Consider the following 24,782-nt stretch of genomic DNA (forward strand, 5'->3'; position numbering starts at 1 on the left):
TTCACCTCACTATTCCCCGATTCCAGATTGTACAATATTAAGATCTAAATTTATATCCACCGCTACATTTTGATACATATTTCGAATTTGTTTTATATTCCATTTTCTCGTATGGCTTCTAATTTCATCTCGTATTCCTAAAGGATCAATTTTCTTTTCTTGAAATTGTTTTATTAAATCTTCACAGTCTTTTTCAACATTTCTTTCAATTTGTTTTTTTATATAGTTGATATTTGTTTTTTTTCTTAGATCAATCCAATTTGGAGAGTTTTTAATTAATCCATTTAATTTTAAATGGATTTTTACTTTTGGTATGTCGCCAGTTTGATCTATATCATACTTATTTTCCCCAGCTAAGTTTTGTATAACAACCATACCTTTATGTTTATCCTTTGTTATCGCTGCTTCGTAACGTCCATTTTTCGTAGGGTTAATAAGTAATTTTGCTAAAACAGAATGTCTTTTATCCGTATACATAACGACTTTATCGCCTTTTAAAAAAGCAAGTCCTTTGACAGCGACGGAATGATTATCGTCCATTTTAAGATAAGGGACATAGGCATCACATACAGAAGAGTAGTAATTATATAAAAAAATGTCTAATGCGGTTTGTGGAATGTTCTCATTTCGGATATTTTGTTCAAGTAAATCAGCAATGTATAAAGATCCATTTTTTTTTCCGTAATTTAAAAGTTCCTCAGCTGATCCATCTACAATTGCTAGTTGTACATCGCGCCCGATATTTGGGTCACGTTGTAAGTTAGTAATAATCTCTCCCATTCCGCGTTCTCCTAGAGCCTTTCCAAATAGGACGACACGCATTTGACCTACAACGACATTGTGAGGTGATTTTGCATTTAATCGTGAAGCGATTGTCTCAAGTGAACGGGCAGATGTTGATTGAGTTTCTGGTTTAGACTTTACACCATGTGTGTACTCTGGGAAGAGAATAGTTCCTTGGAATCTTTTGTTTTTAGTGATGTCAAATCCAGCGACATGAATAATACGCTGCGTATCCACTATATACGTTTGTGTACAGCCAGTTTGTAAAATGAAGAAGATAATGATAATAAGGTGCAATAAAATTTTCTTCATTCATTCTCACCATCACGTTTTTGCTTCGATTTGTTTGGATTGTAGCGCCATTTTGATTTTGGTCTAAGAAAAGAAGGTCTTTGTGCCGTTTGACTAAATGGTAATCGAAGAAAACCTTCTGCTGTACCTAAACCACGAAATGGATATAAAGGTAACAAATAAGGTGATCCAAGCGATTTTAATTTAATTAAATGAGCTAAAATAAATACAAATCCGACAGCGAGGCCTAATCCTCCGAATGCACCGGCTAAAAGAATAAGCGGAAAGCGTAACAACCGGATAGTAGAAGACATCTTTACTGTTGGTGTTGTGAAAGATGCAAGAGCGGATAAAGCAACTGCAATTAATAAAATTGTACTTGTCAAAGCTGCCTCCACGGATGCTTGGCCAATTACAATCCCCCCAACAATCCCGATCGTTTGTCCGACTTTTGTCGGTAAACGCGCTCCCGCTTCACGAAGCAATTCAATTGTAATTTCTAAAAAGAGTGCTTCTAGAATAGGAGGAAAAGGTACGTTAGCTCTCGAGAAAATAATAGGACCTAGTAAATCGGCAGGAATCATTTGATAATGATATGTTAAAGCCGCTGTATAAATAGCGGAGGAAAAAAGAGAAAATATAGCTCCGAAAAAACGAATAATACGAAAGAACGATCCAATCATCCACGGTAAATAATAATCTTCTGGTGAAATGAAAAAATCCAGTAACGTTGTTGGTCCTGATAAAGCATATGGAGAGCCATCTGTTAAAATTAAAACTTCCCCGTTAATTAATGCAAATACAGCTCGATCTAATCGTTCTGTAGGCAATAGAACAGGAAAAGGTGAATTGCTATTATCACTAATAAATTGCTCAATCATAGTTGAATCAAATGGGACATCAAAGTCAATGTCTTCTAGCCGTTGAATTGCGGTGTTGACAAATTGTTCATTTGTAATTCCTTCTATATAAGCAACTGCTACTTTCGTTTTTGATATAGATCCGACGGTAACTTCTTTAAAAATGAGTTGCTCCGTTACGATATTTCGGCGTAATAAGTGGATATTTGTATCAAGGTTTTCAACGAAACCGATTTTAGGCCCGATTACGCTATACTCATTTTCTGTATCGTTATATAATCGTTTTCCTAAAACAGTACTTTCGGCACGAATTAAAGCATATTGATCAGGATTCGAATTGTTTTTTAAGCGTATTAAAATATATCCACCTAATAATTTTTCACGAATATCATCAATAGAAGGGGAGGTAATGATGTCTTCAATAGAGATGATATTACATAAATCAGAGATGTTTTGAATTTGTTCCGATTCCTTTTTTATAGGAGTTAAAATGAATTGTTTAATAATAAGTGCTTCCACGACAGATTTATAATAAAACAAGCACAACGTTTCATCTTTAAGTATGTTATAAGAGACAAAATCGCTTGATTCTTTCATGGTTTGTATAAATTCTGGAATAGAACAAAGTGTTTTTGTACTAGTCTTTTTTGATTTCTTAGATGATAAACCGAACATTTTCTCACCCCTAACTTACATCATTTACTTGTGTTAGTTTTTGGGAAAGACGGGAATTTATACTTGAAAATTGAAAGTTCATAAAGAAAAGGAAGAGTATTGAAAATCTCTTCCTTTTTGGTATATTAATTTGTTTTCTTTTCTTTAATCGACTTCACTAATTTCATCATTTCCGCTCGTATATCTTCTCTTTTTACATTTAATTTTTCGGCAATTTGTTTAATGTCCATTCCATCTTTTTTCATCTTTAATACATCATCAAGAGGAGTATTGCTTTTTTGAGAGATGATTGTTAACACAGTAAGATGACGCAATTTGATGTTATATTCTTTCATTTTTTGCTTTAGCTGATCCGGTGTGGATTTTTGCATAGTTGCTAACTGTTGTAGCAGTGCTTGCTTTGTTTCTTTATTCATATGATGCTTTTTCAGCTTACTTGGATCTATACCGAAATGCTCGGCTGTTTTCTCCCAAGATTTATTTTGCTTATAGTAAGCTAAAACATCTTTTATTTCTTTATTACTAATTCTTGCAATATGAGCAGCTTTCCAAATTTCATGTTTGTTATAGCCGAGTTTTTCTAGCGATTGCATTTCTTCTTCTGAAATTGGGTTATGGTGATGCAGTGTTACTTCTTTTGGCGTGGCAGCGGATATAGGGAAGGTGGATATCCCGCATAATAATGCTGCCATAGTCATACAAACAGCGATTTTTTTGTACATGTAAACTCCTCCTAGATGGATAATGTAGAAAACTGTACACATATCATTTCCATAAAATGTGAAATACTTGTGAACAAGTTAAGTTTTTTTATTCACAGCATGGAATGACGTTTTTAGAAGTTTTCCAACATAAAACATTGATTAATAGTAAAAAACTAAGGTATAATCGAAATTGAAAATCAATATCAATACTAACGATAAACTTATACATATAGATAAAAATAAGGGAGAGATAAATATGACTACATATACTTCCATCGCAAATGTGATTAAAGAAAGACGTTCTGTACGTACATTTACAGATAAAGCAGTAGAAAAAGATTTATTAATTGAACTATTAAACGACGCAACATGGGCACCTAATCATAAGCACCGTGAACCATGGAATTGTAAACTATACATTGGAGAAGGCCGCAAGAAATTAGTAGACGCAGTATTAAACTCTTTCACAGAAGAAGAAAGAGCGAAACGCGGTAAAATTTTATCAGATCGTTTTTTAAGCACACCTGCACAAATCGTTGTATATATGAATGAAGATCCACGTCAAATTCAGCGTGACGAAGATTACGCTGCAACATGTGCATTTATGCAAAACTTCCAACTTCTTGCTTGGGAACGTGGATTAGGTTGTGTTTGGAAATCAGGCGGATTAAACTACAATCCATTATTTATAGAAGGAATCGGTTTAACAAGAGGCCAACGTATCGTTGGAATTCTTCATATCGGCTATTTCGATAAAGCACCAGAAGGAAAAGCTCGTACTCCGATTACGGAGAAGATGGAGATTATTGAAGGTTAATAGATGAGACATTCTCGTTTTTGCGGGGGTGTCTTTTTATTATGCAATCAATCCTCATGAAAGCTTGTTCTTCATCATACACTTTCTTAAGGGAAAGTGTAAGGAGGGAAAATAATGAGAGCAAGTGACGATAAAGCACTGCAATATGCGATTGCGGAAATTACGGAAATTGCGACTGGATTTGGGCTTGATTTTTATCCGATGCGTTATGAAATATGTCCAGCGGAAATTATTTATACATTTGGTGCATATGGGATGCCGACAAGGTTTTCACATTGGAGTTTTGGAAAACAATTTTTCAGAATGAAATTACAATACGATTTAGGACTTAGTAAAATATACGAACTCGTTATTAACTCTGATCCATGTTACGCCTTTTTATTAGATACGAACTCTTTAATTCAAAACAAATTAATTGTAGCGCACGTTTTAGCACACTGTGATTTCTTCAAAAATAATATTCGTTTTTCAAATACGAAGCGAGATATGGTAGAGAGTATGTCAGCGACAGCTGAACGGGTGAAAGCATATGAGCATAAGTACGGAAAAGAAGAAGTAGAAACATTTTTAGATGCCGTACTTGCCATTCAAGAGCACATTGACCCGTCGCTCATGCGTCCCAAACTTGCGTGGAGTATTGATGATTTAGAAGAAGTAGAAAAGAAAAAGGTATCACAATACGATGATCTATGGAATTTAGATGATCGAAACAAAAAGAGAGAACGATCCAATATACGCAAAAAGAAGAAGATCCCACCGCAACCAGAGAAAGACTTGCTCCTCTTTATTGAAGAATATAGCCGTGAGCTAGAAGATTGGCAGCGTGATATATTAACGATGATGCGTGAAGAAATGTTATATTTTTGGCCACAGCTTGAAACGAAAATCATGAACGAAGGCTGGGCATCCTACTGGCATCAACGCATACTTCGTGAAATGGACTTAACCTCTGATGAAGCTATTGAATTTGCGAAATTAAATGCAGGTGTTGTACAGCCATCAAAAACAAGTATTAATCCATACTACCTAGGTATTAAAATCTTTGAAGATATTGAAGAACGGTACAACAATCCAACAGAAGAAATGAAGCGACGAGGCGTAAAACCAGGATCTGGCCGTGACAAAATGTTTGAAGTACGCGAAATTGAATGGGACGTATCGTTCCTAAGAAACTACTTAAATAAAGATCTTGTTATGCGAGAAGATATGTACTTATTCCAGCGCCAAGGAAAAGAATATAAAGTAATAGATAAAGAATGGGAAAATGTGCGTGATCAACTCGTAAATATGCGGACAAATGGTGGGTTCCCGTACTTAGTAGTAGAAGATGGAGACTACTTAAAGAACGGAGAATTATACATTAAACATAGTTACGAAGGAATCGAGCTCGATTTAAAATACTTAGAAAAGGTATTACCATATCTTCATCAGCTATGGGGAAGAACGGTGCATATGGAGTCTATTGTGGAGAGTAAGGGCGTTGTGTTTTCTTATGATGGGAAGATGGTGCATCGGAAGTATGTGTGAGGGGAAGAACGGACATAGGATACTGTGTCCGTTCTTTTTATTTGGAACTAAGTTAAATATGTTATTCTTGAAAAAAGGGAGTTACATAGAGAAATGGAGAGGTTCAAATGGGCAAAGTAGGGGTAGGTAAGGTGGATATTACGCCGCCTATAGGTATTGATTTTGTCGGATACCATAGAGAGACAGGAATAAATAATATTGAAGAACGTATTTATGGAACGGTTTTTGTATTTGAAAAAGATGAAATGAAAACTGTGTTTATAAGCATTGATAATATTGGAATGTTAATAGAAGATACGAATATGATTCGTGAGCGAGTAGCAAGAGAACTTCATGTTCCATTTGAGCAAATAACAGTTGTTTATACACATACCCACTCTGGTCCAGAAACGGTCGGTGATAATCCGCTCGTACAGTCGTATAAAACGATTTTAGTAAATAATGTAGTACACGGTGCTGTTACTGCGAATAAAAACTTGAAGCGATGCGAAGTAGGCTGGGGTGTTACGACAGGTGATATTGGGGTCAACCGAAGAGAGCGAACATCTGATGGAAGAGCAAAGATGGGCACAAATATAGGTGGTGTTGTAGATAAACGAATTGGCATGTTAGCAATAAGAGATGCTGAAACGAAGGAGTTATCTGGGATTGTAGTATTTTGTACGGCGCATCCGAATGTTTTAAAAGGTGATAGTGATGTATTATCAGCAGACTATCCGGGGATGACAAGAGAGATTCTTGAGAAGACCGTAAATTGTCCTGTTATGATTGTTCAAGGTGCTGCTGGTAATGTGAATGCGAAGTATCGAGGTTCAAGGAAAGCATTAAAACAAATGGCTCACATACTTAGTGGACATATATTAACGATGCTTCCAACAGTTATTTATAGCCCGATTGTAAATGTAAGAACAGTTTCGAGTACGATGCAAATGAAGTTGAAGGATATTCCTGAAATTGATGAGATACGAAGCATGGCCCAGTTAGCTGAAGAGCAGTGGGGTGTGAATACGGATGAATGGCTTACTATCGTTTTAGAGAAATATAAGCAAGGTATTCGGCAGTTAAGTATCAATTTAGAAGTGCAACTGTTTCAAGTTAATGATGGTATGTTTTCAGGTGTACCGATGGAACCTTTTTCGGAAACGGCATTAGAAGTGAAAGAGAATCTTCAAAATGAATTAGCTTTCTTTGGTGGATATACGAATGGATATATTGGTTACTTACCAACGAAGGAAGAATTCTCATATGGTGGGTATGAAGTGGAATTAAACCCTGTTGTGTATGGACCGGTTACGAATTTATTGATGACACCGGAGGAGAATACTGCGGAGTTGGTTGTGGAGAAGGTTACGGGTTTATGTAATAAAGTGAACCTTTAATGAGACAGATTTTTGAACGCAGAGTAAAGAATATAATAATTGTGTGATTTTGTTAAGTCAATGTAATTAATAATGATTATCATTATTAATTACATTGACTTCTGAAAAAAGAAAACCTAGAATTTATAAAGGGATCTTCAATTGTTCGCTATCATTTGTATAGGAGGTAAGTTATGTTGGATAGCTTTATTTCTATAAGATGTAGGTTGGCTCTTTATAGTTTTGGTGTTCTTTTTATCTTTTTTTGTACAGTATTTTTGGTGAATCAGAAGGTGTATGCAGAAGATGTACCGTGGACATCAGTTTCAAATGAGGGAGAACGTGTACTTTTTCAAGAACAATCTTTGTATAGTAATAATCGAAGGGGAGAAGATCTTGTTTCACCTTCATTTGAAGGGCGTAAACATGGTGGGGAAGATTGGGGATACTTATTAAGAGACAGTAATTTTAATTATCCATCTAATATTCTTACACATTCTATAATAGGAAGAGATGATCGAATTAGAGTTACTGATACACCTTTGTATCCTTATAGGGCTATAGTACACTTAGTAATGCAATTTAATGGACAAGAAGTTTATGGATGTACAGGAGCGCTAATTAGTAAAGATACAGTATTTACAGCTGGGCACTGTGTTTATAATAAAAAGCTTGGTGGATGGGCAAAAAATGTTATTGTGACTCCTGGTAGAAATGGAAACCAAGCACCGTATTTGCCTTATAGTTGGACAAAGCTTTATTCAGTAAGTGGATGGACTGATGATGGAGATTCGGAATTTGATTATGGAGCCATTAAATTAAATGGATCTCCTGGAGATTATACAGGTTGGTTAGGATATAGAACTACTAACGTAGAGTCTCCAAAGGGGTTACTCGCAGTAGTTCCAGGGTATCCGTGTGATAAAGTAGGAAATGAAAAATATACTATGTGGACAGATTATGGACCAATTGAAGGCACTAGTCCTAGAATGTTAACATATAGGATGGACACTTATGGATGTCAAAGTGGAGCACCTGTATATCATGACTATTCTCGTACGGGTGTAACAATAATAGCTACCCATACAGTAGGAAGTAGTTCTTGGAATTCTGGAAACCGGGTGACAGACGATGTTTTTAATAATCTTAAAAAATGGTCTGAATAAATATAATAACCTTATATGGATTTTATGTTGTATATTGGTCATTATCATAATGTCTAGTTCTATAGCAAATAATGAAAAGAAGTTTAGTAAGGTTGTTAATTATGTAACTTTTCACGTGAAAAATAAAGAAAAACAGCCAATAAAAGGTTTTGAAATTATACTTATGAAAGACGAATCACCTGAGCCGAGTAAAGAAATTGGGATTTCAATAGGGAAAACGGATGAAGAAGGGAAAGTTATTTGGAAGAATGTGAGGAAGGGAAATTATATCATATTTTTACCAAATAGTGAGACGCAAATAGTTAGGGTTAATGATAGAGATGAAACGAGAGTAATAAATATATTATTGTAGAAAACGAATCCATTTTGAAAAAAAATAATCAAAATGGATTCGTTTTTATATGGAGTTTTTGTTTACCAGACAGGTCGTATATTTGATGATAATTTCTCTGTATTTTCTTTAGTAACGAATGTTGTTAAATCCTCTTTCAGTATTTGCATTCGTTCTATACCTATGTTTTCAATCCAGCGCTGTTCTATTTCAGCTACTATTTCTTCTTTTGCTTTCATTACTGACAAACCACGTTCGGTTAAAACGATGATTTTACCTCTTTTATCAGTAGGATGTGTTTTGCGTGTAACGTAGCCATTACTCTCAAGAGAATCCACCATTTTACTTATAGCTTGTTTGGAAATCCCTAAATACTCAGCTAGCTCTATACCAGTTGCCCCATTAGGAAGGATGCGTTTGAACATAAAACCATGTGCTGGCCTAATATCCTCAAATCCTAATTCACTTAATTTGTCATGTAGCTCAGTAATTAATGTGCTAAATGATAATGATAAAAGCGATGTAAGATCTAACTCGTTAAATGTTTGATCCATATATATAACCTCCGCACTTGTAGTCAATTAAGTTGACTATGTGTAATACCTATTGTACTATACATAATATAGTCAATCAAATTGACTATATTATGTCGGTAGAACAAATAATGATTTATATAATATAAAATCAATGGAGGTTTCACATGGTTAATATCGTGAAAATTAGAGGGAGTGTATTTGCACCGTATGCATCGCTGGAACCTATTAAGGACCCTGCAACAGGAAGAGTGTTTGAATATGCTGGAGATGCACGTGAGTTTACACCACAAGCTGTGAACACAAAGCGTTCAAGGTTAGAACAAGAAGTGAATATTGATTTTTATAAAAGAGAAATTTTCACATATGCAGATGCTTGTATCGTCACCGTGAAGATTACAAATTCAGATGGCTCAATTGAGTATCAAAAGGGAGAAACAAGTACAGAAAACATTGTATGTACAAATATTGTATGGAGTGAAGATGAAGTTTCATTTGAAATGAGAGCAAGTGCAAGTAATCCTTTAAACGCAGCAGCACCTGCAGCTGATTATTTTTTGACTATACGAGCTAATGAAAGTGGTACTGTGAATATTGAAGGTGTACATGATGGTTTCCCTTGCTATGAATTTTATAAACAAGTAGATTTTGGTTCGTTTGAATTGATATACACACATGATTTCAGAAAAACGGATGATACCCCAGCAGCACTAGCTGGAGAGATGGAATATAGCTTTAAAACGACAGTCTAAACATAAATATAGCGTTATTTTTTAGAAGGAAATAGAAAAGTAAAAGAGAAATCTAGTGGTTTTAGGATTGAAATTATGGTCTGTTTTATTTAATAAGCATTCAGCATCTAAAATAAAATTATAGAGGTGTTTCTTATGACTAATATCGTGAAAATTAGAGCCAGTGTATTTATTCCAATGTCTTGGACTGAGGCTAAGAAGAATATGGAAACAGGAAAAGTAATTCAATTCGAAGGTGATTCACGTGAATTCACACCGTATGCGGTAAATGCGATGCGCTCTAGAGTTGAGCAAGAGGTAGTAGTTGATTTCTATAAAGAAGAAGTGTTTTCATATGCGAACACGGGTATTACGACCGAGAAGATTACAAGTCCAGATGGTTCTGTGAGTAAAAGAACAGGGAAAGCAAGTACAGAAAATATTGTGTGCACTGATATCACATGGAATTCTGAAGGTGTGCAATTCAAAATGAGTGCGAGTGCAAGTAATCCATTAAATGTATATGCACCTCCTGTGGATTATGTATTAAATGTATGTGTGAAACAGGATGGTAGTATTGATATTCAAGGGGAGCATGATGGATTCCCTTGTTTTGAATTTTATAAGCAAGTAGATTTCGGTTCATTTGAAAAAATATATACACATGATTTTAGAGAAACTGGTGATACAGCGGCAGCCCTAGGCGGGAATATGGAGTATAGTTTTACAAAGAGATTATAGGAAGTATGACGATAGAACGATGGATTGCTTCATTCGTAAAGAACTTGGAAATATCTAAGTTCTTTTTTTGTTTCAAATTTGTGAAAGAAAGACATATTGATTGAAAATAAATTTTTTATACTCTATCATATACCCATACAGGTATATGTTTTTCTGTGTGATGCATGAGAAAATTAAATAATATGGAGGTTCGAAATATGTCTAGAAAAATTGTTGTAGTAGGCGGAGTTGCTGGCGGGGCATCAGTAGCTGCAAGGCTTCGTCGTTTAAGTGAGGAAGATGAAATTATTATGGTTGAACGCGGTGAATACATTTCGTTCGCAAACTGTGGATTGCCATATTATATTGGCGGTGTCATTACAGAAAGACAAAAGTTATTAGTACAAACTGTTGAAAGGATGTCAAAACGTTTTAATTTAGATATACGTGTATTGAGTGAAGTTGTAAAGATTAATAAAGAAGAGAAAACAATTACGATAAAGAATGTAACTACAGATGAAACATATAACGAGGAATATGATGTTTTGATTCTTTCACCAGGGGCGAAACCAATTGTTCCACCTATTCCGGGCATTGAAGAAGCGAAGGCGTTGTTTACGTTACGAAATGTACCTGATACAGATCGTATAAAAGCGTATATTGATGAGAAGAAACCACGTCATGCGACGGTTATTGGTGGAGGATTTATTGGAGTGGAAATGGTTGAGAATTTAAGAGAACGCGGGATTGAGGTTACTCTTGTAGAGATGGCAAATCAAGTGATGCCACCAATTGATTACGAAATGGCGGCATATGTACATGAGCATATGAAGGTGCACAATGTTGAGCTTGTTTTTGAAGATGGTGTAGATGCGTTAGAAGAGAATGGGACTGTTGTACGTTTAAAAAGTGGCTCAGTTATAAAAACAGATATGATTATTTTAGCAATTGGTGTACAACCAGAGAGTAGTTTAGCGAAAGATGCAGGATTATCATTAGGAGTTAAAGGAACGATAAAGGTAAATGAGAAATTTCAAACATCTGACCCATATGTATATGCAATTGGTGATGCGATTGAAGTGAAAGATTTTGTTACAGAAACAGAAACGATGATTCCTTTAGCGTGGCCCGCTAATCGTCAAGGTCGTATGTTAGCAGATATTATTCATGGCCATACGGAGTCTTTATATAAAGGTACGATGGGAACTTCTGTGGCTAAAGTTTTTGATTTAACAGTTGCTTCGACTGGAGTAAATGAGAAAATATTAAAACGATTAAATATACCCTATGAGGTAGTACATGTACAGGCAAATTCTCATGCAGGATACTATCCAAATGCTACGCCATTGCTAATAAAATTAATTTTTAATAAAGATAGCGGAAAAATTTACGGAGCACAGGCTTTAGGGCGTGATGGAGTAGATAAGCGTATCGATGTTATTGCAACGGCAATGAAGGCAAATTTAACTGTAATCGATTTACCAGATTTAGAATTATCATATGCCCCGCCGTATTCTTCTGCAAAAGATCCAGTAAACATGGTGGGGTATGTTGCAAGTAATATAGTAGATGGCTTTGTGGACACAGTGCAATGGCATGAAATAGATCACATTGTTGAAAATAGTGGGTACCTTATTGATGTTCGAGAGCCTAATGAACTAAAACAAGGAATGATTAAAGGCTCTATTAATATTCCGTTAGATGAATTACGTGATCGATTGGATGAAGTGCCAATGGACAAAGAAATATATATCACTTGTCAACTTGGTATGAGAGGGTATGTTGCAGCGCGTATGTTAATGGAAAAAGGATATAAGGTAAAGAATGTAGATGGTGGTTTTAAATTGTATGGGACAGTATTGCCAGAACGTGTTGTATATTGATATTTTTCATTTTCTATTTCAAAATTTAGTGGAAGATGAAAACTTATAGATTAAGGTTTTACTTTTTGTTTTGCGAACATATAAGGCGAAAAATAAAAATAGGGGTTTACAATATACCCTGCAGGGTATATTATGTTGTCATAGGTTATAAATAGTGACATAATGGTAATGAGGTGATTATAGGATGGAGTATAATCAAGATATGAAAAATAGATTGAAACGTATTGAAGGTCAAGTTCGTGGTGTGCTTCGTATGATGGAAGAAGGAAAGGATTGCCGAGAAGTTATTACACAGTTAACAGCATCTCGTTCTGCCCTTGATCGTACGATTGGACTCGTTGTTGGAACAAATTTAGAGCATTGTTTACGTGAACAGTTTGAAAGTGGCAATGGTTCAAATGAAGAGTTAATTAAAGAAGCTGTTCAATTACTTGTAAAAAGCCGATAATCTGTCAAACGTAAGTGTTGACAGATTTTCAAAAACATTTTAATATACCCCTACAGGTATATGTATATGAATTGTGGAGGAATCGATTATGAGTATAAAAGTGGATATGAGTTTAGATTGTAAAGGGTTGGCTTGTCCGATGCCGATTGTGAAAACGAAGAAGGCGATAGAAGGATTAGCACCAGGGCAAGTGATTGAAGTTAAGGCGACAGATAAAGGATCTACGGTAGATATAAAAAGTTGGGCGGGTAAAGTAGGACATCAATATATAGGGACGAAACACGAGGGTGATGTATTGGTGCATTATGTTAGGAAAGCAAACGAGCATGAAGTGAATGAAGTTGTGAAATATCCACATACAATTACGAATGCAGAATTACAGTCTATATTGTCTCATGGAGAAGAGAGCATTGTATTAGATGTTCGCGAAGCAGCGGAATTTGCTTTTGGTCATATTCCATCCGCCATTTCGGTACCATTAGGTGAATTAGACAGCGCAGTATTAGATAAGACGAAGCAAATTTATGTTATTTGCCGAACTGGTAATCGCAGTGATATAGCTTGCCAAATGTTGAAAGAAAAAGGTTATTCAAATGTGAAAAATGTCATTCCAGGTATGTTAGAGTGGCAAGGGAATATAGAGAAATAAATTTTTTTGAATAAAAATATACCTATGGGGGTAATAGAATGAGTGTTAAACCGTTACAAGCAAAAGATGTGGCAGAGAAAGTGTTATTCGGAGAGTTATTCATTTTAGATGTTCGTAATGAGGCGGATTATGAAGATTGGAAAATTGAAGGGAAACAAGTTTCTTCTATTAATAGACCTTACTTTGACTTGTTAGATGGTGTAGATCATATTGTAAGTGAATTACCTAAAGATAAAGATGTTTTAGTAGTATGTGCAAAAGAAGGGTCTTCTATATTTGTGGCAGAGCAATTAACAGAGGCTGGATTAGAAAATATTTATTATTTAGCTGGTGGCATGAAGGCTTGGAGTGAATATGTAAAGCCTATAAAAGTTGGAGATTTAAAAAATGGTGGAAGTATGTATCAGTTTAACCGCCTTGGAAAAGGCTGTTTATCTTATATGGTCGTTTCAAATGGTGAAGCAGCAGTTATTGATGCAGTAAGAACAGCCGAGGCATATGAAGAATTTGCGAAAGAGCATGGCGTTACGATTACGAATGTAATGGATACACATTTACATGCAGACCATATTTCCGGAGGACGTAAGTTAGCGGAAAAGGTAGGTGGTACGTATTGGTTACCACCAAAAGATGCAGAGGAAGTTGTTTTTTCATACGAACCGCTTGTTGAAGGATCTGTTATTACGGTGGGGGGGACTAAAATTGTAATTGACGCATTATACTCACCAGGACATACGATTGGAAGTACGTCATTCATTGTAGATGATTCTTATTTATTATCAGGCGATATTTTATTTGTAGATTCAATTGGGCGTCCTGATCTTGCTGGTAAGGCTGAAGATTGGGTGAGTGATTTACGTAATACTTTGTATAGCCGATATAAAGAGCTATCTCAAAATTTAGTTGTGTTACCGGCTCATTATTCAAAAATAAGTGAAATGAACGAAAGTGGTATTGTTAGCGCAAAATTAAAAGATTTGTTTGCGAATAATGCGGGGTTAAATATTGAGGATGAGGTAGAGTTCCGTAAAACTGTAACAGAAAACTTACCACCTCAGCCAAATGCATATGAAGAAATTCGTCAAACCAATATGGGTAAAATTCACCCAAGTGTGGATAAAGAGCGTGAAATGGAGATTGGTCCAAATCGTTGTGCAGTGCACGAATAATGAAATAAATAAAAAATGGAGGAATTGATGATGAATATAAAACAAGTGTTAGATGCGAAAGGTTTAGCATGTCCAATGCCGATTGTAAGAACAAAGAGAGCAATGGATGCTCTACAAACTGGAGAAGTGTTAGAAATACATGTAACGGATAAAGGGTCAGTTAAGGATATTCCAGCGTGGGCAAATAAATGTGGCCATGACATCGTAAAGCTTGAAGAAGAAGGCGATGTGCTGAAGTTTTGGATTAGGAAGGCGTAGTGAAGCAATAGTTTTGTAAATATAGAGAGGTTGGTTATATGAACACAATATTAAGTATGCTTTTTATTGTACTTGCTGCAGGGTTTGTTATTTCACGATTTTTACCAGTGAAAGGTGTGCAAAATATAAATGGCAAAGAATTGAAAAGTATAGTGGGGAAAAAGGGGAAGTATTTTATTGATGTCCGTACAGTAGGTGAGTATAGAGGGAATCATATGAAAGGCTTTCAAAATATCCCCCTAAATGATCTAGCAAGTAAGGCGAATCAATTAGATAAGAATAAGGAAGTAATCGTTATTTGCCAAAGTGGAATGAGAAGTAAGCAAGCAGCAAAGGTATTGAAAAAACTAGGGTTTCAGCAAGTAATAAACGTTTCAGGTGGTATGAATGGTTTGTGAGGAGGAAATTTAAAATGAAAGAAATGACTACAAAAGAATTAGAAGAAAAATTGTTGCGTAAAGAAGCGGTAAATATTGTGGATGTACGTGAAGTAGAAGAAGTAGCTGAAGGGAAAATTCCAGAAGCATGTAATATTCCACTAGGACTATTAGAGTTTCGTATGCATGAATTAAATAAAAATCAGGAATATATTATCGTTTGTCGTTCAGGCGGGAGAAGTGCAAGAGCTGTTCAATTTTTAGAAAGTTACGGTTTTCAAGTAATCAATGTGGTAGGTGGTATGTTAGCTTGGGAAGGAAAAGTAGAATAGGGAGAAACAATTTTTATAAATAAAAATACCCCTATAGGTAATTGGAGGGAGAACAATATGGAACAACAGAAGAAAACAACAATCGTTTTATTTAGCGGAGATTACGATAAAGCAATGGCTGCTTATATTATTGCAAATGGTGCAGCGGCGTATGATCAAGAGGTTACTATTTTTCATACTTTCTGGGGATTAAATGCTTTAAGGAAAGATGAACATGTGAATGTAAAGAAAACATTTATAGAAAAAGTATTTGGAAGAATGATGCCACGCGGTGCTGATAAGATGGGGTTATCCAAAATGAATTTTGCTGGTATGGGACCAAAGATGATTAAAGGCATTATGAAAAAACATAATGCAATGCCTTTGCCAGATTTAATTGATTTGGCAAAAGAACAGGGGATTAAACTTGTAGCTTGTCAAATGACAGTAGATTTATTAGGGTTAAAAGAGGAAGAGATTATGGAAGGCGTAGAGTTTGCAGGTGTAGGGGCATATTTAGCAGATGCTTCGGATGGGAATGTAAACTTATTCATTTAATCACCTTCTTTTTAGAAGGAGAGGGATGTAAGGTGAGTGGAGTATTATTACTTTTTATAATTGGGTTTATAGGATCGTTTATATCAGGAATGGTTGGAATTGGCGGTGCAATTATTAATTATCCGATGATCTTATATATTCCGGTATTGTTAGGATTTACTGGCTATACGTCACATGAAGTGAGCGGTATTACAGCAGTACAAGTATTCTTTGCAACTTTTGCAGGTGCCTGGGCATATCGGAAAAGTACTGATATGAATAAAATGTTAGTTGTGTATATGGGAGCTAGTATATTAATAGGAAGTTTTATAGGAAGTTTTAGTGCAAATCTATTAGATGAACACGCTGTAAATGTTGTTTATACAGTATTGGCGACCATTGCAGCTATGATGATGTTTGTACCGAAGAAAAATAATAGTGGAGCAGTTAAGTATAATAAATGGTTAGCAAGTGTGTTAGCGTTTATTGTAGGAGGTGTTTCGGGCATTATTGGAGCTGGAGGTGCGTTTCTTTTAGTTCCTATTATGCTAGTTATTTTAAAATTACCATTGCGCATGACGATAGCGACATCTATCGCTATTACGTTTATTTCCTCAGTAGGGATTACGACTGGAAAAGTGATTACTGGACAAGTAGTTATCATTCCAGCTCTAATTATTGCGGTTGCAAGTATATTTGCTGCGCCACTTGGAGCGCGAGTCGGGAAGAGGATCAATCAAAAAGTACTACAATATATGTTATCGATTTTAATTGTCGGCACTGCTGTTAAGATGTGGATTGATATGATATCGAAATAAAAGGATGGCGCTGCTTGCAGCCCATCCTTTTATTTATGCCCAAATAACTTTCATTAAGTTTTTATATTCGTCATTCGCTAATTTATATAGCATTCTCGTATGTTCAAAGACAAGTGCTGGATTAAAGTTTGGTTCTGAGAATGCAAGAGATGTTGAAATATCAATTGCATTTTGCTTATTTAATGTGAATTTTGCAAAGCGATAAGATGTATTTAATTCATTGATGACATGTAAAATATCATTTGTTGATGTTGCATCAGGTACGTGAGCAACATTGAAGCAGTATATATCCACCGTAGGATGTTCGTTTTGGAAAGCAGCGATAAGTTGAATCTTTGCGCCAGCTTCAGTCTCTAATCCTACTGAAAAATGAACAGAGCCATCATTTTCATCTATATTTTCTTCCATGTATATATCGTTGGATTTTAAGTAGTCTTTAAAATCTGAGATGTTATGTTTTACTGCAGCTTTCATATGTATGAGCCCCCTGATAATTGGAATAGATTGCTACTATTTATTATAATTTAAAAATATTAAAAAAGATAGTTAGAAAGTTCTGATTTTTAATCCTGAAGAAATAAAAAGAAGCCGTACTCTACCTCCATAGAGTGCGGCTTCTTTACTATTCATTGTCGTTAGACGATGTTTCTGTATCTTCACTGCTATTTTTTTTCTTATTTTTCACTTCATTGTTACTTGATTCGCGTTCACTTGAATTTTCAGACTTAGATTCTTTTGTCTTTTTCGAATCAGAGTCTGAGTCAAACTTTGTATATGCAGGTAGCCCAAGATGAGTACGAAGTTCATTTGTAACATTAGCTAATTCTTTTTTATCTGGATTGTAGTAGTAAGTTCGACCACCACCAGCAGATTTGCTACAAGTATCGTCACCTTTTGCCATATAGCAATCATCACCTTGGATTTGTAATTTCTCAATTTCCGAATCCGATCCATATTTATAGAATGAAAGCATATCATCAAATGTTAAGTTTGTAACGAATTGTCCGTTAATATCATCAATGATGTTGCCAACTTTTGTTACAGAACCAACACTTGTTAGCTTCTTTAAAATAGCCTCGATAACGAGTTGTTGACGTTGTCCACGCATTGCATCACTATCGATGTGTCTTGTTCTAGCAAGAGCAAGAGCTTCTTCGCCATTTAGCTTTTGAACACCTTTTTCTAGGTGAATAGCCTCAGCATTATCATTGCTATCTTGCTCAGTAAATTCAACTGGTACATCAACTTCAACACCGCCCAAGTCATCGACGATTTTTATAAATGATTTAAAGTTGAATTTTACAAAATAATCGACAGGAACATTCATTAATTTTTCAACTGCATCAATGCTTGCTTGTGGTCCACCATTTTTTCCGTTTTTAGCAGAACCGAATGCATGAGCGTGTGTAATTTTATCTTTTTTCTTTTCTATTGGAATATAAGTATATGTGTCACGTGGGATACTTAATAGTTTAACAGTTTTGCTATCTTTATTAAATGTTGCAAGTAAAAGCGCGTCTGTTCTTATAGCTTCACCATATTCTTTTCCACGGACATCGCTTTCATCAACACCCATTATTAAAACAGAGACATTGTTTGTAATAGGTTTTACAGCCTTATCACGTAAATCAGATTTATCACCGCGTGCTAAATCGTGTGCGGCATTTCGAACAGCAGAAGATGCTTTATTTACTAAAAACCAAGTATAACCGCCGCCTATTAATAAAACGAATAGTATAGCGCTTATAATAATTTTTATTTTTTTCTTATTTTTTTTCGGTTTATTGCGTGTATTTTCTTGCAAAGATGGGTTTTGCTCCATTTCCTGTACTCCTTCATTTGGATTGAAATACGACACTCATATCCACTTATTATAATGAAATTTAGCGAAAAAAAACATTACAAAACATTTACATTTCGTAAAAATTCAATATATTTATAAAAAGTCAGATTTTCTATATTATATTTTTGAGATGTAGAATAAGTATAAGTTGTTTTAGTAGAAATGAAAATATATATTGTGAGAAAGTGATAGAGAAGTAAGATTTGTTGAAATATAGCCAAGAAGAAACGAGTAGGTTTACTAAGTTTTTCTATATAATAAAGAAGAACTTTACGGATAAAGGAGAGAGCATAATGAATCATACATCATTCCGAGCAATCGTTGTGAACGAAAAGGAAAATCATCAGTTTGTAAGAAAAGTTGTTGAGAGAGAAGTAAGTAGTTTACCTGAAGGAGACGTGTTAATACAGGTTCATTATTCTTCATTAAATTATAAAGATGCTCTTTCAGCTACTGGTAATAAGGGTGTTACGAGAACATATCCTCATACGCCAGGAATTGATGCTGCAGGAGTGGTTGTGAGTAGTGAAGATGCTACCATTAAAGCAGGAGATCAAGTTATTGTAACGGGATATGACTTAGGTATGAATACCTCTGGTGGTTTCGGAGAATATATTCGCGTGCCATCATCTTGGGTCGTGCCTTTACCGGAAGGAATGTCATTAAAGGAAAGTATGATGTATGGGACAGCAGGTTTTACTGCGGCTTTGTCGGTATATAAGCTTATTGGAGCAGGAATCAAGCCTAGTATGGGAGATGTTTTAGTAACGGGTGCTACAGGCGGCGTAGGGAGTGTAGCTGTTAGTATATTAAGTAAGTTAGGGTTTAACGTAGTAGGAGCGACAGGAAAAATGGAAGAGGAAGATATGCTACTACGTCTAGGAGCGAAAAAAGTGATTCATCGCGCGGAATTGAATGATGAATCAGGAAGACCGATGTTAAAAGGGATATACGCGGGAGTTATCGATACTGTAGGTGGACATATGCTAGAAACAGCTTTAAAAACAGTAAAGTATGGTGGTTGTGTAACGACATGCGGTAATGTGGCAGGCCAGGAACTACAAACAACGGTATATCCGTTTATTTTACGAGGTATAAGCCTTTTAGGGATAGATTCCGTGCAATGCCCAGTAGATGTGAGAAGAGATGTTTGGACGCTTTTAGCGAAAGAATGGGGAAATAAAGAGTTACTATCTTATACAGAAGAATGTACATTAGAAGAATTAGAGAAGAAGTTTGCACTTATATTGCAAGGAAAGTTAAAAGGAAGAACAGTTGTTAAAATATAATGAAAAAAGAGACGCTTAAGTTAGCGTCTCTTTTTTATTATAATGATTGTTTTAGATTGATTTTTCCTTGTTCACCTAAAACACCGTCAGCGATATTTACAGCGTGATCGCCAATGCGCTCTAAGTTACTTACCATATCGACGAAGATGATACTTGCATCACCTGAACAGCTGCGTTCGTTTAGACGTAATACGTGACGTTTACGAAGAACACGTTCCATTTGGTCGATTTTGCGTTCTTTGGCAATAACAGTTTGAGCTAGTTCAGTATCGAAGTTTGTTAAAGCTTCAACTGAGTCTTGCAGTGTTGAAATTGTTAACTCAAGCATTTCGTTTAATTCAGCTAATGCTTCATCTGATAGTGAAACACGGTTTGAAATTTGGAAATCTACAAGTTCTACAAGGTTTTCTACATGGTCACCGACACGTTCAATATCTCCAACAACACCTGCTAAAACAGAATGTTTTTCAGAATCCGTAGGTGAAAGTGGCTTTTCTGATAGTAAAACTAAATACTCGGTAATTTTTTTATCTAAATTGTTAATAGCTCCTTCTAATTGAGTAGCCATGTTTGCGTGTTTTTTGTCTTGTGTATTTAAAAATTGATTTGCTTCTTTTAATCCATGTAATGAGAACTCAGCCATACGGATAATCTCTTTTTGAGCTTCAGTTAAAGCGATGGCTGGAGATTGTTCAATAAAGATTGGATTTAAATGTTGTGGTTTGAAGTCAATCGCTGCATCTTCACCACGAATAATTTTTGTTACGATCCATGCTAACACTGCAATGAACGGGAATTGAATGATTGTATTTGTTACGTTAAATGTTCCGTGTGCAAATGCAATAGTCATTTCTGGATTCAAGTTTAATGATGTTTGGAAATATTGAATTAAACTTGTAAATGGTATTAATAAAATTGTAAAGATAATTGTACCGATAATATTAAAGATAACGTGAACTAATGCTGCACGTCTTGCTGCAATTGAAGTACCGATTGCTGCTAATACAGCTGTAATTGTTGTACCGATGTTATCACCGAATAATACTGGAAGAGCTGCTTGTAAATCGATTGCCCCTTGACCGAATAGTTCTTGTAAAATACCGATAGTTGCACTTGAGCTTTGTACAATTAAAGTAAAGACTGTACCGACAACAATTCCTAAAATTGGATTATCACTCATGCTAACTGTTAATTCTTGGAATGATTCTAAAGAACGAAGAGGTTTCATACCTGCACTCATTAATTCTAAACCGAAGAATAACATACCAAAACCGAATACAACTTGACCTACAGAATGTACTTTTTTATTTTTAAAGAAGAATAGTAAGATTGCTCCAATTGCCATAACTGGGAGAGCATATTCTCCGATTTTAATTCCGATAATAAATGCAGTAACTGTCGTACCGATGTTTGCACCCATAATAACACCGATTGCTTGTCTTAATGTCATAAATCCGGCACTTACAAGTCCGACTGTTAAAGCGGTTGTTCCTGAACTGGATTGGATTAATACAGTAACTAACATACCTGCTAGTACACCCATAAGTGGGTTTGTTGTAAAACGATCTAGAATATCGCGAAGACGATCTCCAGCTGCTTGTTGCAGTCCATCGCCCATGTATTTAATCCCGAATAAGAAAATACCTAATCCACCAATGAACTGGAAGATCATATCTTGAACATTATATTCCACGCATTCCACTCCTTAAATTTCATGTACGATGTAATTATTAACTGAACCTTGAGTCACTGTAAACGGTTTGCTAGTAAAATTTACACTAAATTTACAAAGGAAAGAAAAGTTTACAATCCCTTAAAGAAACAACTGCATTTCATTGGTTTTTACCTTGTATAAATCTTAATCTTGTAAAGAAATCACACTTTTTAGAATAATATTGTTCAGTCGAATATCAAGGAAAGTATCTGCGAGTTCATCGTATATTTTTTGATGAAAGTTAAGAAAATATGTAGGGAAATGCATGTAGTTTTAGAACAGCAAAATGAGGAAAAACAATTCTTTTAACATGATAAAAAAGCCACTGAATTATCCAGCAGCTTTTTCCGTGTTTTTATCGCCATGCTTTTGTTTTCTTATGCTTGTAATGTAAATGAAGAGAAAAGCAATAAGTAATAGAGAGGAGTAACGATATACAGTTGCATAGTTTGTAAAGTGAGCAATAAATCCAAAGATAATCGCTCCAGCGCCGATTCCAAGGTCAAATGCGGAGAAGAATGTAGCAGTTGCTACGCCGCGTCGATGCGGTGCTACGCGGTCAATCATCCATGCTTGTAGTGCAGGTTGGATTGCTCCAAAACCACTTCCGTAACATGCTGCAGCAATAATTAAGCTCGGAATTGTCGTCGTATACGACAATAAAATAATACCTGTAAACGTTATAATAACTCCCGGAATGATGACGAATGTATGGCCTTTCGCATCATATAGCTTTCCAGAGAATGGACGAGTCACAGCGATTGCTAGTGCGTTACATAAAAAGAAGAGACTAATATCAGCTATGCCGACTTCTGTAGCAAATAGTGTGATAAAACTTCCGATTCCTCCGTACATTAATGTAATACATAATATTAATAATGAAGGAAGTAAAGCTTTACGCTCAATAAATCCATCGAGAAAAGTACTAGATGATTGTTGTGAAGGCTGTTTCGTTTTTTGGATTTGAAGTAGTTTCGTTAATATTAATGAAACAATTGTGCACGATAATGCACATAAAAAAAGAATTGTGAAGTTATATGTTTGCATAAGCCATAGTCCGATAAGTGGACCGAGGGCCATTGCAATTGTTCCAGAAAGGCCAAAATATCCCATGCCTTCTCCGCGGCGAGCTGAGGGAATTAAATCAGAAACGACAGTTCCATATGTAGTCGTTGTAATACCGAAACCAGCTCCGTGCAAAATACGAACAGCAAGCAAGAGAAAAATAGTTGAGGCGAAAAGGTAACTGCCCATAGCGAGTAAACAGATAGCAGTACCGATCATTAAAATGATTTTTTTATTGAATTTTTGCAAGGCGTTCCCAGTTAGCGGTCTAACAAAAAGTGCCGCAACGGTAAACATACCGACAACAAATCCGATATTTGAACTTGTGCCACCAATTTCTTTCACATAAACAGGTAAGGTTGGAATTAACATTTGAAACCCTAAAAACATACATAAGTTTGCAAAAATTAAAGCAACAAACTCTTTTGTCCATAACGGTTCTCGTTTTACGAGTATTGCTTCTCCCATATATTCATCCCCTATATAAAATTTTCTCTTTTCTTTCGAGTATATGTATTGGCCAATGCAACAGTCAAGGAAGGTGTCTTGAAAACGGATAACAATTTTTAAGGTGAAAAACTGACAAATTTGTGTAAAAGCTACACAACTATGAAAAAAAGATGTAAAGTATAGATGTATAGACTTGTAGGTGTTAAGAATGATAGAAATTGTTTTTTCTTTAAAGAAAGCGGATTCAAAAGAGTAGTGAACAAGAAGGGGGATATATACTTTTTCACTACATATATTTGAAAAGGTTTACAATATGATGAAGAAAGAGGCGTGTACATATGAGACGATTAGGTATTTCTATTTATCCAGAACATTCAACAGTAGAGAAAGATAAGGAGTATTTAACATTAGCAAGTAAATATGGATTTACACGTGTGTTCACATGTTTATTATCTGTGGATGGAGAAAAAGAGAAAATTATTGAAGAGTTTAAAGAAACGATTTCTCATGCGAATGCATTAGGGTTCCAAGTATTAGTGGATATTAGTCCATCTGTTTTTGAACAATTAGGTATTTCGTATAATGATTTATCATTTTTCCATGAATTAGGTGCGTACGGTATTCGTTTAGATGTTGGTTTCTCAGGATTAGAAGAATCAATTATGACTTATAATCCGTATGGTTTGAAAATTGAGATTAATATGAGCAATGGTACGAAGTATGTAGATAACATTATGAGTCATAGACCAAATCGTGAAAATTTAATTGGTTGTCATAATTTTTATCCGCATCGTTATTCAGGGTTATCATACGATCATTTCATTAAATGCTCGAAACAATTTAAAGATTACGGTATGAGAACGGCTGCTTTTATTTCATCATTTGATGCAACATACGGACCTTGGCCAGTAACAGAAGGGTTATGTACATTAGAGCAGCATCGTGAATTACCGATGACAACACAGGCGAAACATTTATTCGCGACGGAATTAATTGATGATGTTATTATTGCAAACGCATATGCGTCAGAAAAAGAATTACAAGCACTAGGTGCATTAAATAAAGAGAAACAAACATTTGATATAGAAATATATGATACAACGACAGAACTAGAAAGAATTATCGTATTAGACGAACCACATTTTTATCGCGGAGATGTATCTGAATATATGATTCGTTCTACACAAAGTCGTGTGAAATATAAAAAAGAAGAGTTTAAACCTCATAATACGCGTGAAATTAAGCGTGGAGATTTATTAATTGATAATGAACAATATGGTCAGTATAAAGGCGAATTACAAATTGCATTAAAAGATATGGTGAATACAGGAAAAACAAATGTAGTTGGTCGAATTGTAGAAGAAGAGATTTTCTTACTAGACTATTTACAAGCATGGGATAAATTCGGATTTACATTAAAGAAATAGAGAGAATATAAAGGGGAAAAACTACTGATTTCAGCAGCTTTTCCCCCT

At 35.3% G+C, this 24,782-nt stretch carries 26 protein-coding genes; 18 read left to right on the top strand and 8 right to left on the bottom strand.

The window, feature by feature from the left end; all coding sequences use genetic code 11:
• Positions 1-9 precede the first annotated feature (9 nt).
• The 3 genes from DN399_RS03990 to DN399_RS04000 all read right to left on the bottom strand — a co-directional run bounded on the left by DN399_RS03990 (position 10) and on the right by DN399_RS04000 (position 3,331).
• Positions 10-1,095: a Ger(x)C family spore germination protein gene (locus tag DN399_RS03990; RefSeq protein WP_000722252.1), complete on the bottom strand. Its 1,086-nt coding sequence runs from the start codon at positions 1,093-1,095 to the stop codon at positions 10-12.
• On the bottom strand, positions 1,092-2,609 hold the full coding sequence (locus DN399_RS03995) for a spore germination protein (protein WP_069604140.1): 1,518 nt from the start codon (positions 2,607-2,609) through the stop codon (positions 1,092-1,094). The genes DN399_RS03990 and DN399_RS03995 overlap by 4 nt, the downstream gene beginning before the upstream one ends.
• A gap of 125 nt (positions 2,610-2,734) precedes the next feature.
• Positions 2,735-3,331, bottom strand: coding sequence for a hypothetical protein (locus DN399_RS04000; protein WP_069604139.1), 597 nt, complete (start codon positions 3,329-3,331; stop codon positions 2,735-2,737).
• A 238-nt stretch (positions 3,332-3,569) separates the two neighbouring features.
• Between DN399_RS04000 and DN399_RS04005 the strand changes: the two genes are divergently transcribed.
• From DN399_RS04005 to DN399_RS04025, 5 genes are all read left to right on the top strand, one after another.
• Positions 3,570-4,130, top strand: coding sequence for a nitroreductase family protein (locus DN399_RS04005; RefSeq protein ID WP_000214821.1), 561 nt, complete (start codon positions 3,570-3,572; stop codon positions 4,128-4,130).
• Between the two features lie 114 nt (positions 4,131-4,244).
• Positions 4,245-5,657 carry a stage V sporulation protein SpoVR gene (gene spoVR / locus DN399_RS04010; protein WP_149149329.1) on the top strand — a complete coding sequence of 471 codons (1,413 nt, stop codon included), beginning with the start codon at positions 4,245-4,247 and terminating at the stop codon, positions 5,655-5,657.
• A 107-nt stretch (positions 5,658-5,764) separates the two neighbouring features.
• On the top strand, positions 5,765-7,036 hold the full coding sequence (locus tag DN399_RS04015; protein WP_149149330.1) for a neutral/alkaline non-lysosomal ceramidase N-terminal domain-containing protein: 1,272 nt from the start codon (positions 5,765-5,767) through the stop codon (positions 7,034-7,036).
• Positions 7,037-7,209: 173 nt separating this feature from the next.
• Positions 7,210-8,181, top strand: a complete 972-nt coding sequence (locus DN399_RS04020) for a trypsin-like serine peptidase (protein ID WP_149149331.1) — start codon at positions 7,210-7,212, stop codon at positions 8,179-8,181.
• A complete protein-coding gene (locus DN399_RS04025) occupies positions 8,147-8,533 on the top strand; it encodes a DUF2606 family protein (protein WP_000478589.1) in 387 nt (128 codons plus the stop codon). The genes DN399_RS04020 and DN399_RS04025 overlap by 35 nt, the downstream gene beginning before the upstream one ends.
• A 62-nt stretch (positions 8,534-8,595) precedes the next feature.
• On the opposite strand, the gene DN399_RS04030 is transcribed toward DN399_RS04025, so the two are convergent.
• A complete protein-coding gene (locus DN399_RS04030; RefSeq protein ID WP_149149332.1) occupies positions 8,596-9,066 on the bottom strand; it encodes a MarR family winged helix-turn-helix transcriptional regulator in 471 nt (156 codons plus the stop codon).
• Between the two features lie 146 nt (positions 9,067-9,212).
• Here DN399_RS04030 and DN399_RS04035 point away from each other — a divergent pair, with 146 nt between their 5' ends.
• The 11 genes from DN399_RS04035 to DN399_RS04085 all read left to right on the top strand — a co-directional run bounded on the left by DN399_RS04035 (position 9,213) and on the right by DN399_RS04085 (position 16,946).
• Positions 9,213-9,797, top strand: coding sequence for a DUF3238 domain-containing protein (locus DN399_RS04035; RefSeq protein WP_000247265.1), 585 nt, complete (start codon positions 9,213-9,215; stop codon positions 9,795-9,797).
• Positions 9,798-9,932: 135 nt separating this feature from the next.
• Positions 9,933-10,517 carry a DUF3238 domain-containing protein gene (locus tag DN399_RS04040; RefSeq protein WP_000182103.1) on the top strand — a complete coding sequence of 195 codons (585 nt, stop codon included), beginning with the start codon at positions 9,933-9,935 and terminating at the stop codon, positions 10,515-10,517.
• A gap of 197 nt (positions 10,518-10,714) precedes the next feature.
• Positions 10,715-12,379 carry a CoA-disulfide reductase gene (cdr, locus tag DN399_RS04045; RefSeq protein WP_016121933.1) on the top strand — a complete coding sequence of 555 codons (1,665 nt, stop codon included), beginning with the start codon at positions 10,715-10,717 and terminating at the stop codon, positions 12,377-12,379.
• A gap of 184 nt (positions 12,380-12,563) precedes the next feature.
• The gene (locus tag DN399_RS04050; RefSeq protein WP_000456202.1) at positions 12,564-12,827 is read left to right on the top strand and encodes a metal-sensitive transcriptional regulator; all 264 of its coding nucleotides are present in this window, start codon (positions 12,564-12,566) and stop codon (positions 12,825-12,827) included.
• 88 nt (positions 12,828-12,915) lie between these two features.
• Positions 12,916-13,476, top strand: coding sequence for a sulfurtransferase TusA family protein (locus DN399_RS04055; RefSeq protein ID WP_000023948.1), 561 nt, complete (start codon positions 12,916-12,918; stop codon positions 13,474-13,476).
• A 38-nt stretch (positions 13,477-13,514) separates the two neighbouring features.
• Positions 13,515-14,645, top strand: coding sequence for an MBL fold metallo-hydrolase (locus tag DN399_RS04060; RefSeq protein WP_149149333.1), 1,131 nt, complete (start codon positions 13,515-13,517; stop codon positions 14,643-14,645).
• A 27-nt stretch (positions 14,646-14,672) separates the two neighbouring features.
• On the top strand, positions 14,673-14,903 hold the full coding sequence (locus tag DN399_RS04065) for a sulfurtransferase TusA family protein (RefSeq protein ID WP_002093886.1): 231 nt from the start codon (positions 14,673-14,675) through the stop codon (positions 14,901-14,903).
• Between the two features lie 38 nt (positions 14,904-14,941).
• Positions 14,942-15,301: a rhodanese-like domain-containing protein gene (locus DN399_RS04070; RefSeq protein ID WP_079245093.1), complete on the top strand. Its 360-nt coding sequence runs from the start codon at positions 14,942-14,944 to the stop codon at positions 15,299-15,301.
• A 14-nt stretch (positions 15,302-15,315) separates the two neighbouring features.
• Complete coding sequence (locus DN399_RS04075; protein ID WP_000661810.1) at positions 15,316-15,612, top strand: rhodanese-like domain-containing protein; 297 nt, start codon at positions 15,316-15,318, stop codon at positions 15,610-15,612.
• A 57-nt stretch (positions 15,613-15,669) separates the two neighbouring features.
• Positions 15,670-16,149: a DsrE/DsrF/DrsH-like family protein gene (locus DN399_RS04080; protein ID WP_000437742.1), complete on the top strand. Its 480-nt coding sequence runs from the start codon at positions 15,670-15,672 to the stop codon at positions 16,147-16,149.
• 32 nt (positions 16,150-16,181) lie between these two features.
• On the top strand, positions 16,182-16,946 hold the full coding sequence (locus tag DN399_RS04085) for a sulfite exporter TauE/SafE family protein (protein WP_000017251.1): 765 nt from the start codon (positions 16,182-16,184) through the stop codon (positions 16,944-16,946).
• 33 nt (positions 16,947-16,979) lie between these two features.
• Here the strand turns inward: DN399_RS04085 and DN399_RS04090 are convergent, their stop codons facing one another.
• Both DN399_RS04090 and DN399_RS04095 read right to left on the bottom strand, forming a co-directional pair.
• Complete coding sequence (locus DN399_RS04090) at positions 16,980-17,420, bottom strand: hypothetical protein (RefSeq protein WP_000642362.1); 441 nt, start codon at positions 17,418-17,420, stop codon at positions 16,980-16,982.
• Positions 17,421-17,568: 148 nt separating this feature from the next.
• Complete coding sequence (locus tag DN399_RS04095) at positions 17,569-18,768, bottom strand: LCP family protein (protein WP_149149334.1); 1,200 nt, start codon at positions 18,766-18,768, stop codon at positions 17,569-17,571.
• Positions 18,769-19,082: 314 nt separating this feature from the next.
• On the opposite strand from DN399_RS04095, the gene DN399_RS04100 reads away from it, so the two are divergent.
• Positions 19,083-20,078: a YhdH/YhfP family quinone oxidoreductase gene (locus tag DN399_RS04100; RefSeq protein ID WP_088345644.1), complete on the top strand. Its 996-nt coding sequence runs from the start codon at positions 19,083-19,085 to the stop codon at positions 20,076-20,078.
• Positions 20,079-20,115: 37 nt separating this feature from the next.
• Here the strand turns inward: DN399_RS04100 and DN399_RS04105 are convergent, their stop codons facing one another.
• The gene (locus tag DN399_RS04105; protein ID WP_000456269.1) at positions 20,116-21,771 is read right to left on the bottom strand and encodes a Na/Pi cotransporter family protein; all 1,656 of its coding nucleotides are present in this window, start codon (positions 21,769-21,771) and stop codon (positions 20,116-20,118) included.
• A 351-nt stretch (positions 21,772-22,122) separates the two neighbouring features.
• Entirely contained in the window at positions 22,123-23,325 is a 1,203-nt protein-coding gene (locus DN399_RS04110; protein ID WP_149150105.1) for an MFS transporter, read from the bottom strand.
• Positions 23,326-23,645: 320 nt separating this feature from the next.
• Between DN399_RS04110 and DN399_RS04120 the strand changes: the two genes are divergently transcribed.
• Complete coding sequence (locus DN399_RS04120; RefSeq protein WP_049108233.1) at positions 23,646-24,734, top strand: DUF871 domain-containing protein; 1,089 nt, start codon at positions 23,646-23,648, stop codon at positions 24,732-24,734.
• Positions 24,735-24,782 lie beyond the last annotated feature (48 nt).

This window comes from Bacillus sp. AR4-2 (genome assembly GCF_008274865.1).
Lineage (GTDB): Bacteria > Bacillota > Bacilli > Bacillales > Bacillaceae_G > Bacillus_A > Bacillus_A cereus.

Bases quoted from the DNA above. Each gene is read 5' to 3' on its own strand.
- DN399_RS03990 (WP_000722252.1), bottom strand. From the start codon at position 1,095: ATGAAGAAAATTTTATTGCACCTTATTATCATTATCTTCTTCATTTTA.
- DN399_RS03995 (WP_069604140.1), bottom strand. From the start codon at position 2,609: ATGTTCGGTTTATCATCTAAGAAATCAAAAAAGACTAGTACAAAAACA.
- DN399_RS04000 (WP_069604139.1), bottom strand. From the start codon at position 3,331: ATGTACAAAAAAATCGCTGTTTGTATGACTATGGCAGCATTATTATGC.
- DN399_RS04005 (WP_000214821.1), top strand. From the start codon at position 3,570: ATGACTACATATACTTCCATCGCAAATGTGATTAAAGAAAGACGTTCT.
- spoVR (WP_149149329.1), top strand. From the start codon at position 4,245: ATGAGAGCAAGTGACGATAAAGCACTGCAATATGCGATTGCGGAAATT.
- DN399_RS04015 (WP_149149330.1), top strand. From the start codon at position 5,765: ATGGGCAAAGTAGGGGTAGGTAAGGTGGATATTACGCCGCCTATAGGT.
- DN399_RS04020 (WP_149149331.1), top strand. From the start codon at position 7,210: ATGTTGGATAGCTTTATTTCTATAAGATGTAGGTTGGCTCTTTATAGT.
- DN399_RS04025 (WP_000478589.1), top strand. From the start codon at position 8,147: ATGTTTTTAATAATCTTAAAAAATGGTCTGAATAAATATAATAACCTT.
- DN399_RS04030 (WP_149149332.1), bottom strand. From the start codon at position 9,066: ATGGATCAAACATTTAACGAGTTAGATCTTACATCGCTTTTATCATTA.
- DN399_RS04035 (WP_000247265.1), top strand. From the start codon at position 9,213: ATGGTTAATATCGTGAAAATTAGAGGGAGTGTATTTGCACCGTATGCA.
- DN399_RS04040 (WP_000182103.1), top strand. From the start codon at position 9,933: ATGACTAATATCGTGAAAATTAGAGCCAGTGTATTTATTCCAATGTCT.
- cdr (WP_016121933.1), top strand. From the start codon at position 10,715: ATGTCTAGAAAAATTGTTGTAGTAGGCGGAGTTGCTGGCGGGGCATCA.
- DN399_RS04050 (WP_000456202.1), top strand. From the start codon at position 12,564: ATGGAGTATAATCAAGATATGAAAAATAGATTGAAACGTATTGAAGGT.
- DN399_RS04055 (WP_000023948.1), top strand. From the start codon at position 12,916: ATGAGTATAAAAGTGGATATGAGTTTAGATTGTAAAGGGTTGGCTTGT.
- DN399_RS04060 (WP_149149333.1), top strand. From the start codon at position 13,515: ATGAGTGTTAAACCGTTACAAGCAAAAGATGTGGCAGAGAAAGTGTTA.
- DN399_RS04065 (WP_002093886.1), top strand. From the start codon at position 14,673: ATGATGAATATAAAACAAGTGTTAGATGCGAAAGGTTTAGCATGTCCA.
- DN399_RS04070 (WP_079245093.1), top strand. From the start codon at position 14,942: ATGAACACAATATTAAGTATGCTTTTTATTGTACTTGCTGCAGGGTTT.
- DN399_RS04075 (WP_000661810.1), top strand. From the start codon at position 15,316: ATGAAAGAAATGACTACAAAAGAATTAGAAGAAAAATTGTTGCGTAAA.
- DN399_RS04080 (WP_000437742.1), top strand. From the start codon at position 15,670: ATGGAACAACAGAAGAAAACAACAATCGTTTTATTTAGCGGAGATTAC.
- DN399_RS04090 (WP_000642362.1), bottom strand. From the start codon at position 17,420: ATGAAAGCTGCAGTAAAACATAACATCTCAGATTTTAAAGACTACTTA.
- DN399_RS04095 (WP_149149334.1), bottom strand. From the start codon at position 18,768: ATGGAGCAAAACCCATCTTTGCAAGAAAATACACGCAATAAACCGAAA.
- DN399_RS04100 (WP_088345644.1), top strand. From the start codon at position 19,083: ATGAATCATACATCATTCCGAGCAATCGTTGTGAACGAAAAGGAAAAT.
- DN399_RS04110 (WP_149150105.1), bottom strand. From the start codon at position 23,325: ATGGGAGAAGCAATACTCGTAAAACGAGAACCGTTATGGACAAAAGAG.
- DN399_RS04120 (WP_049108233.1), top strand. From the start codon at position 23,646: ATGAGACGATTAGGTATTTCTATTTATCCAGAACATTCAACAGTAGAG.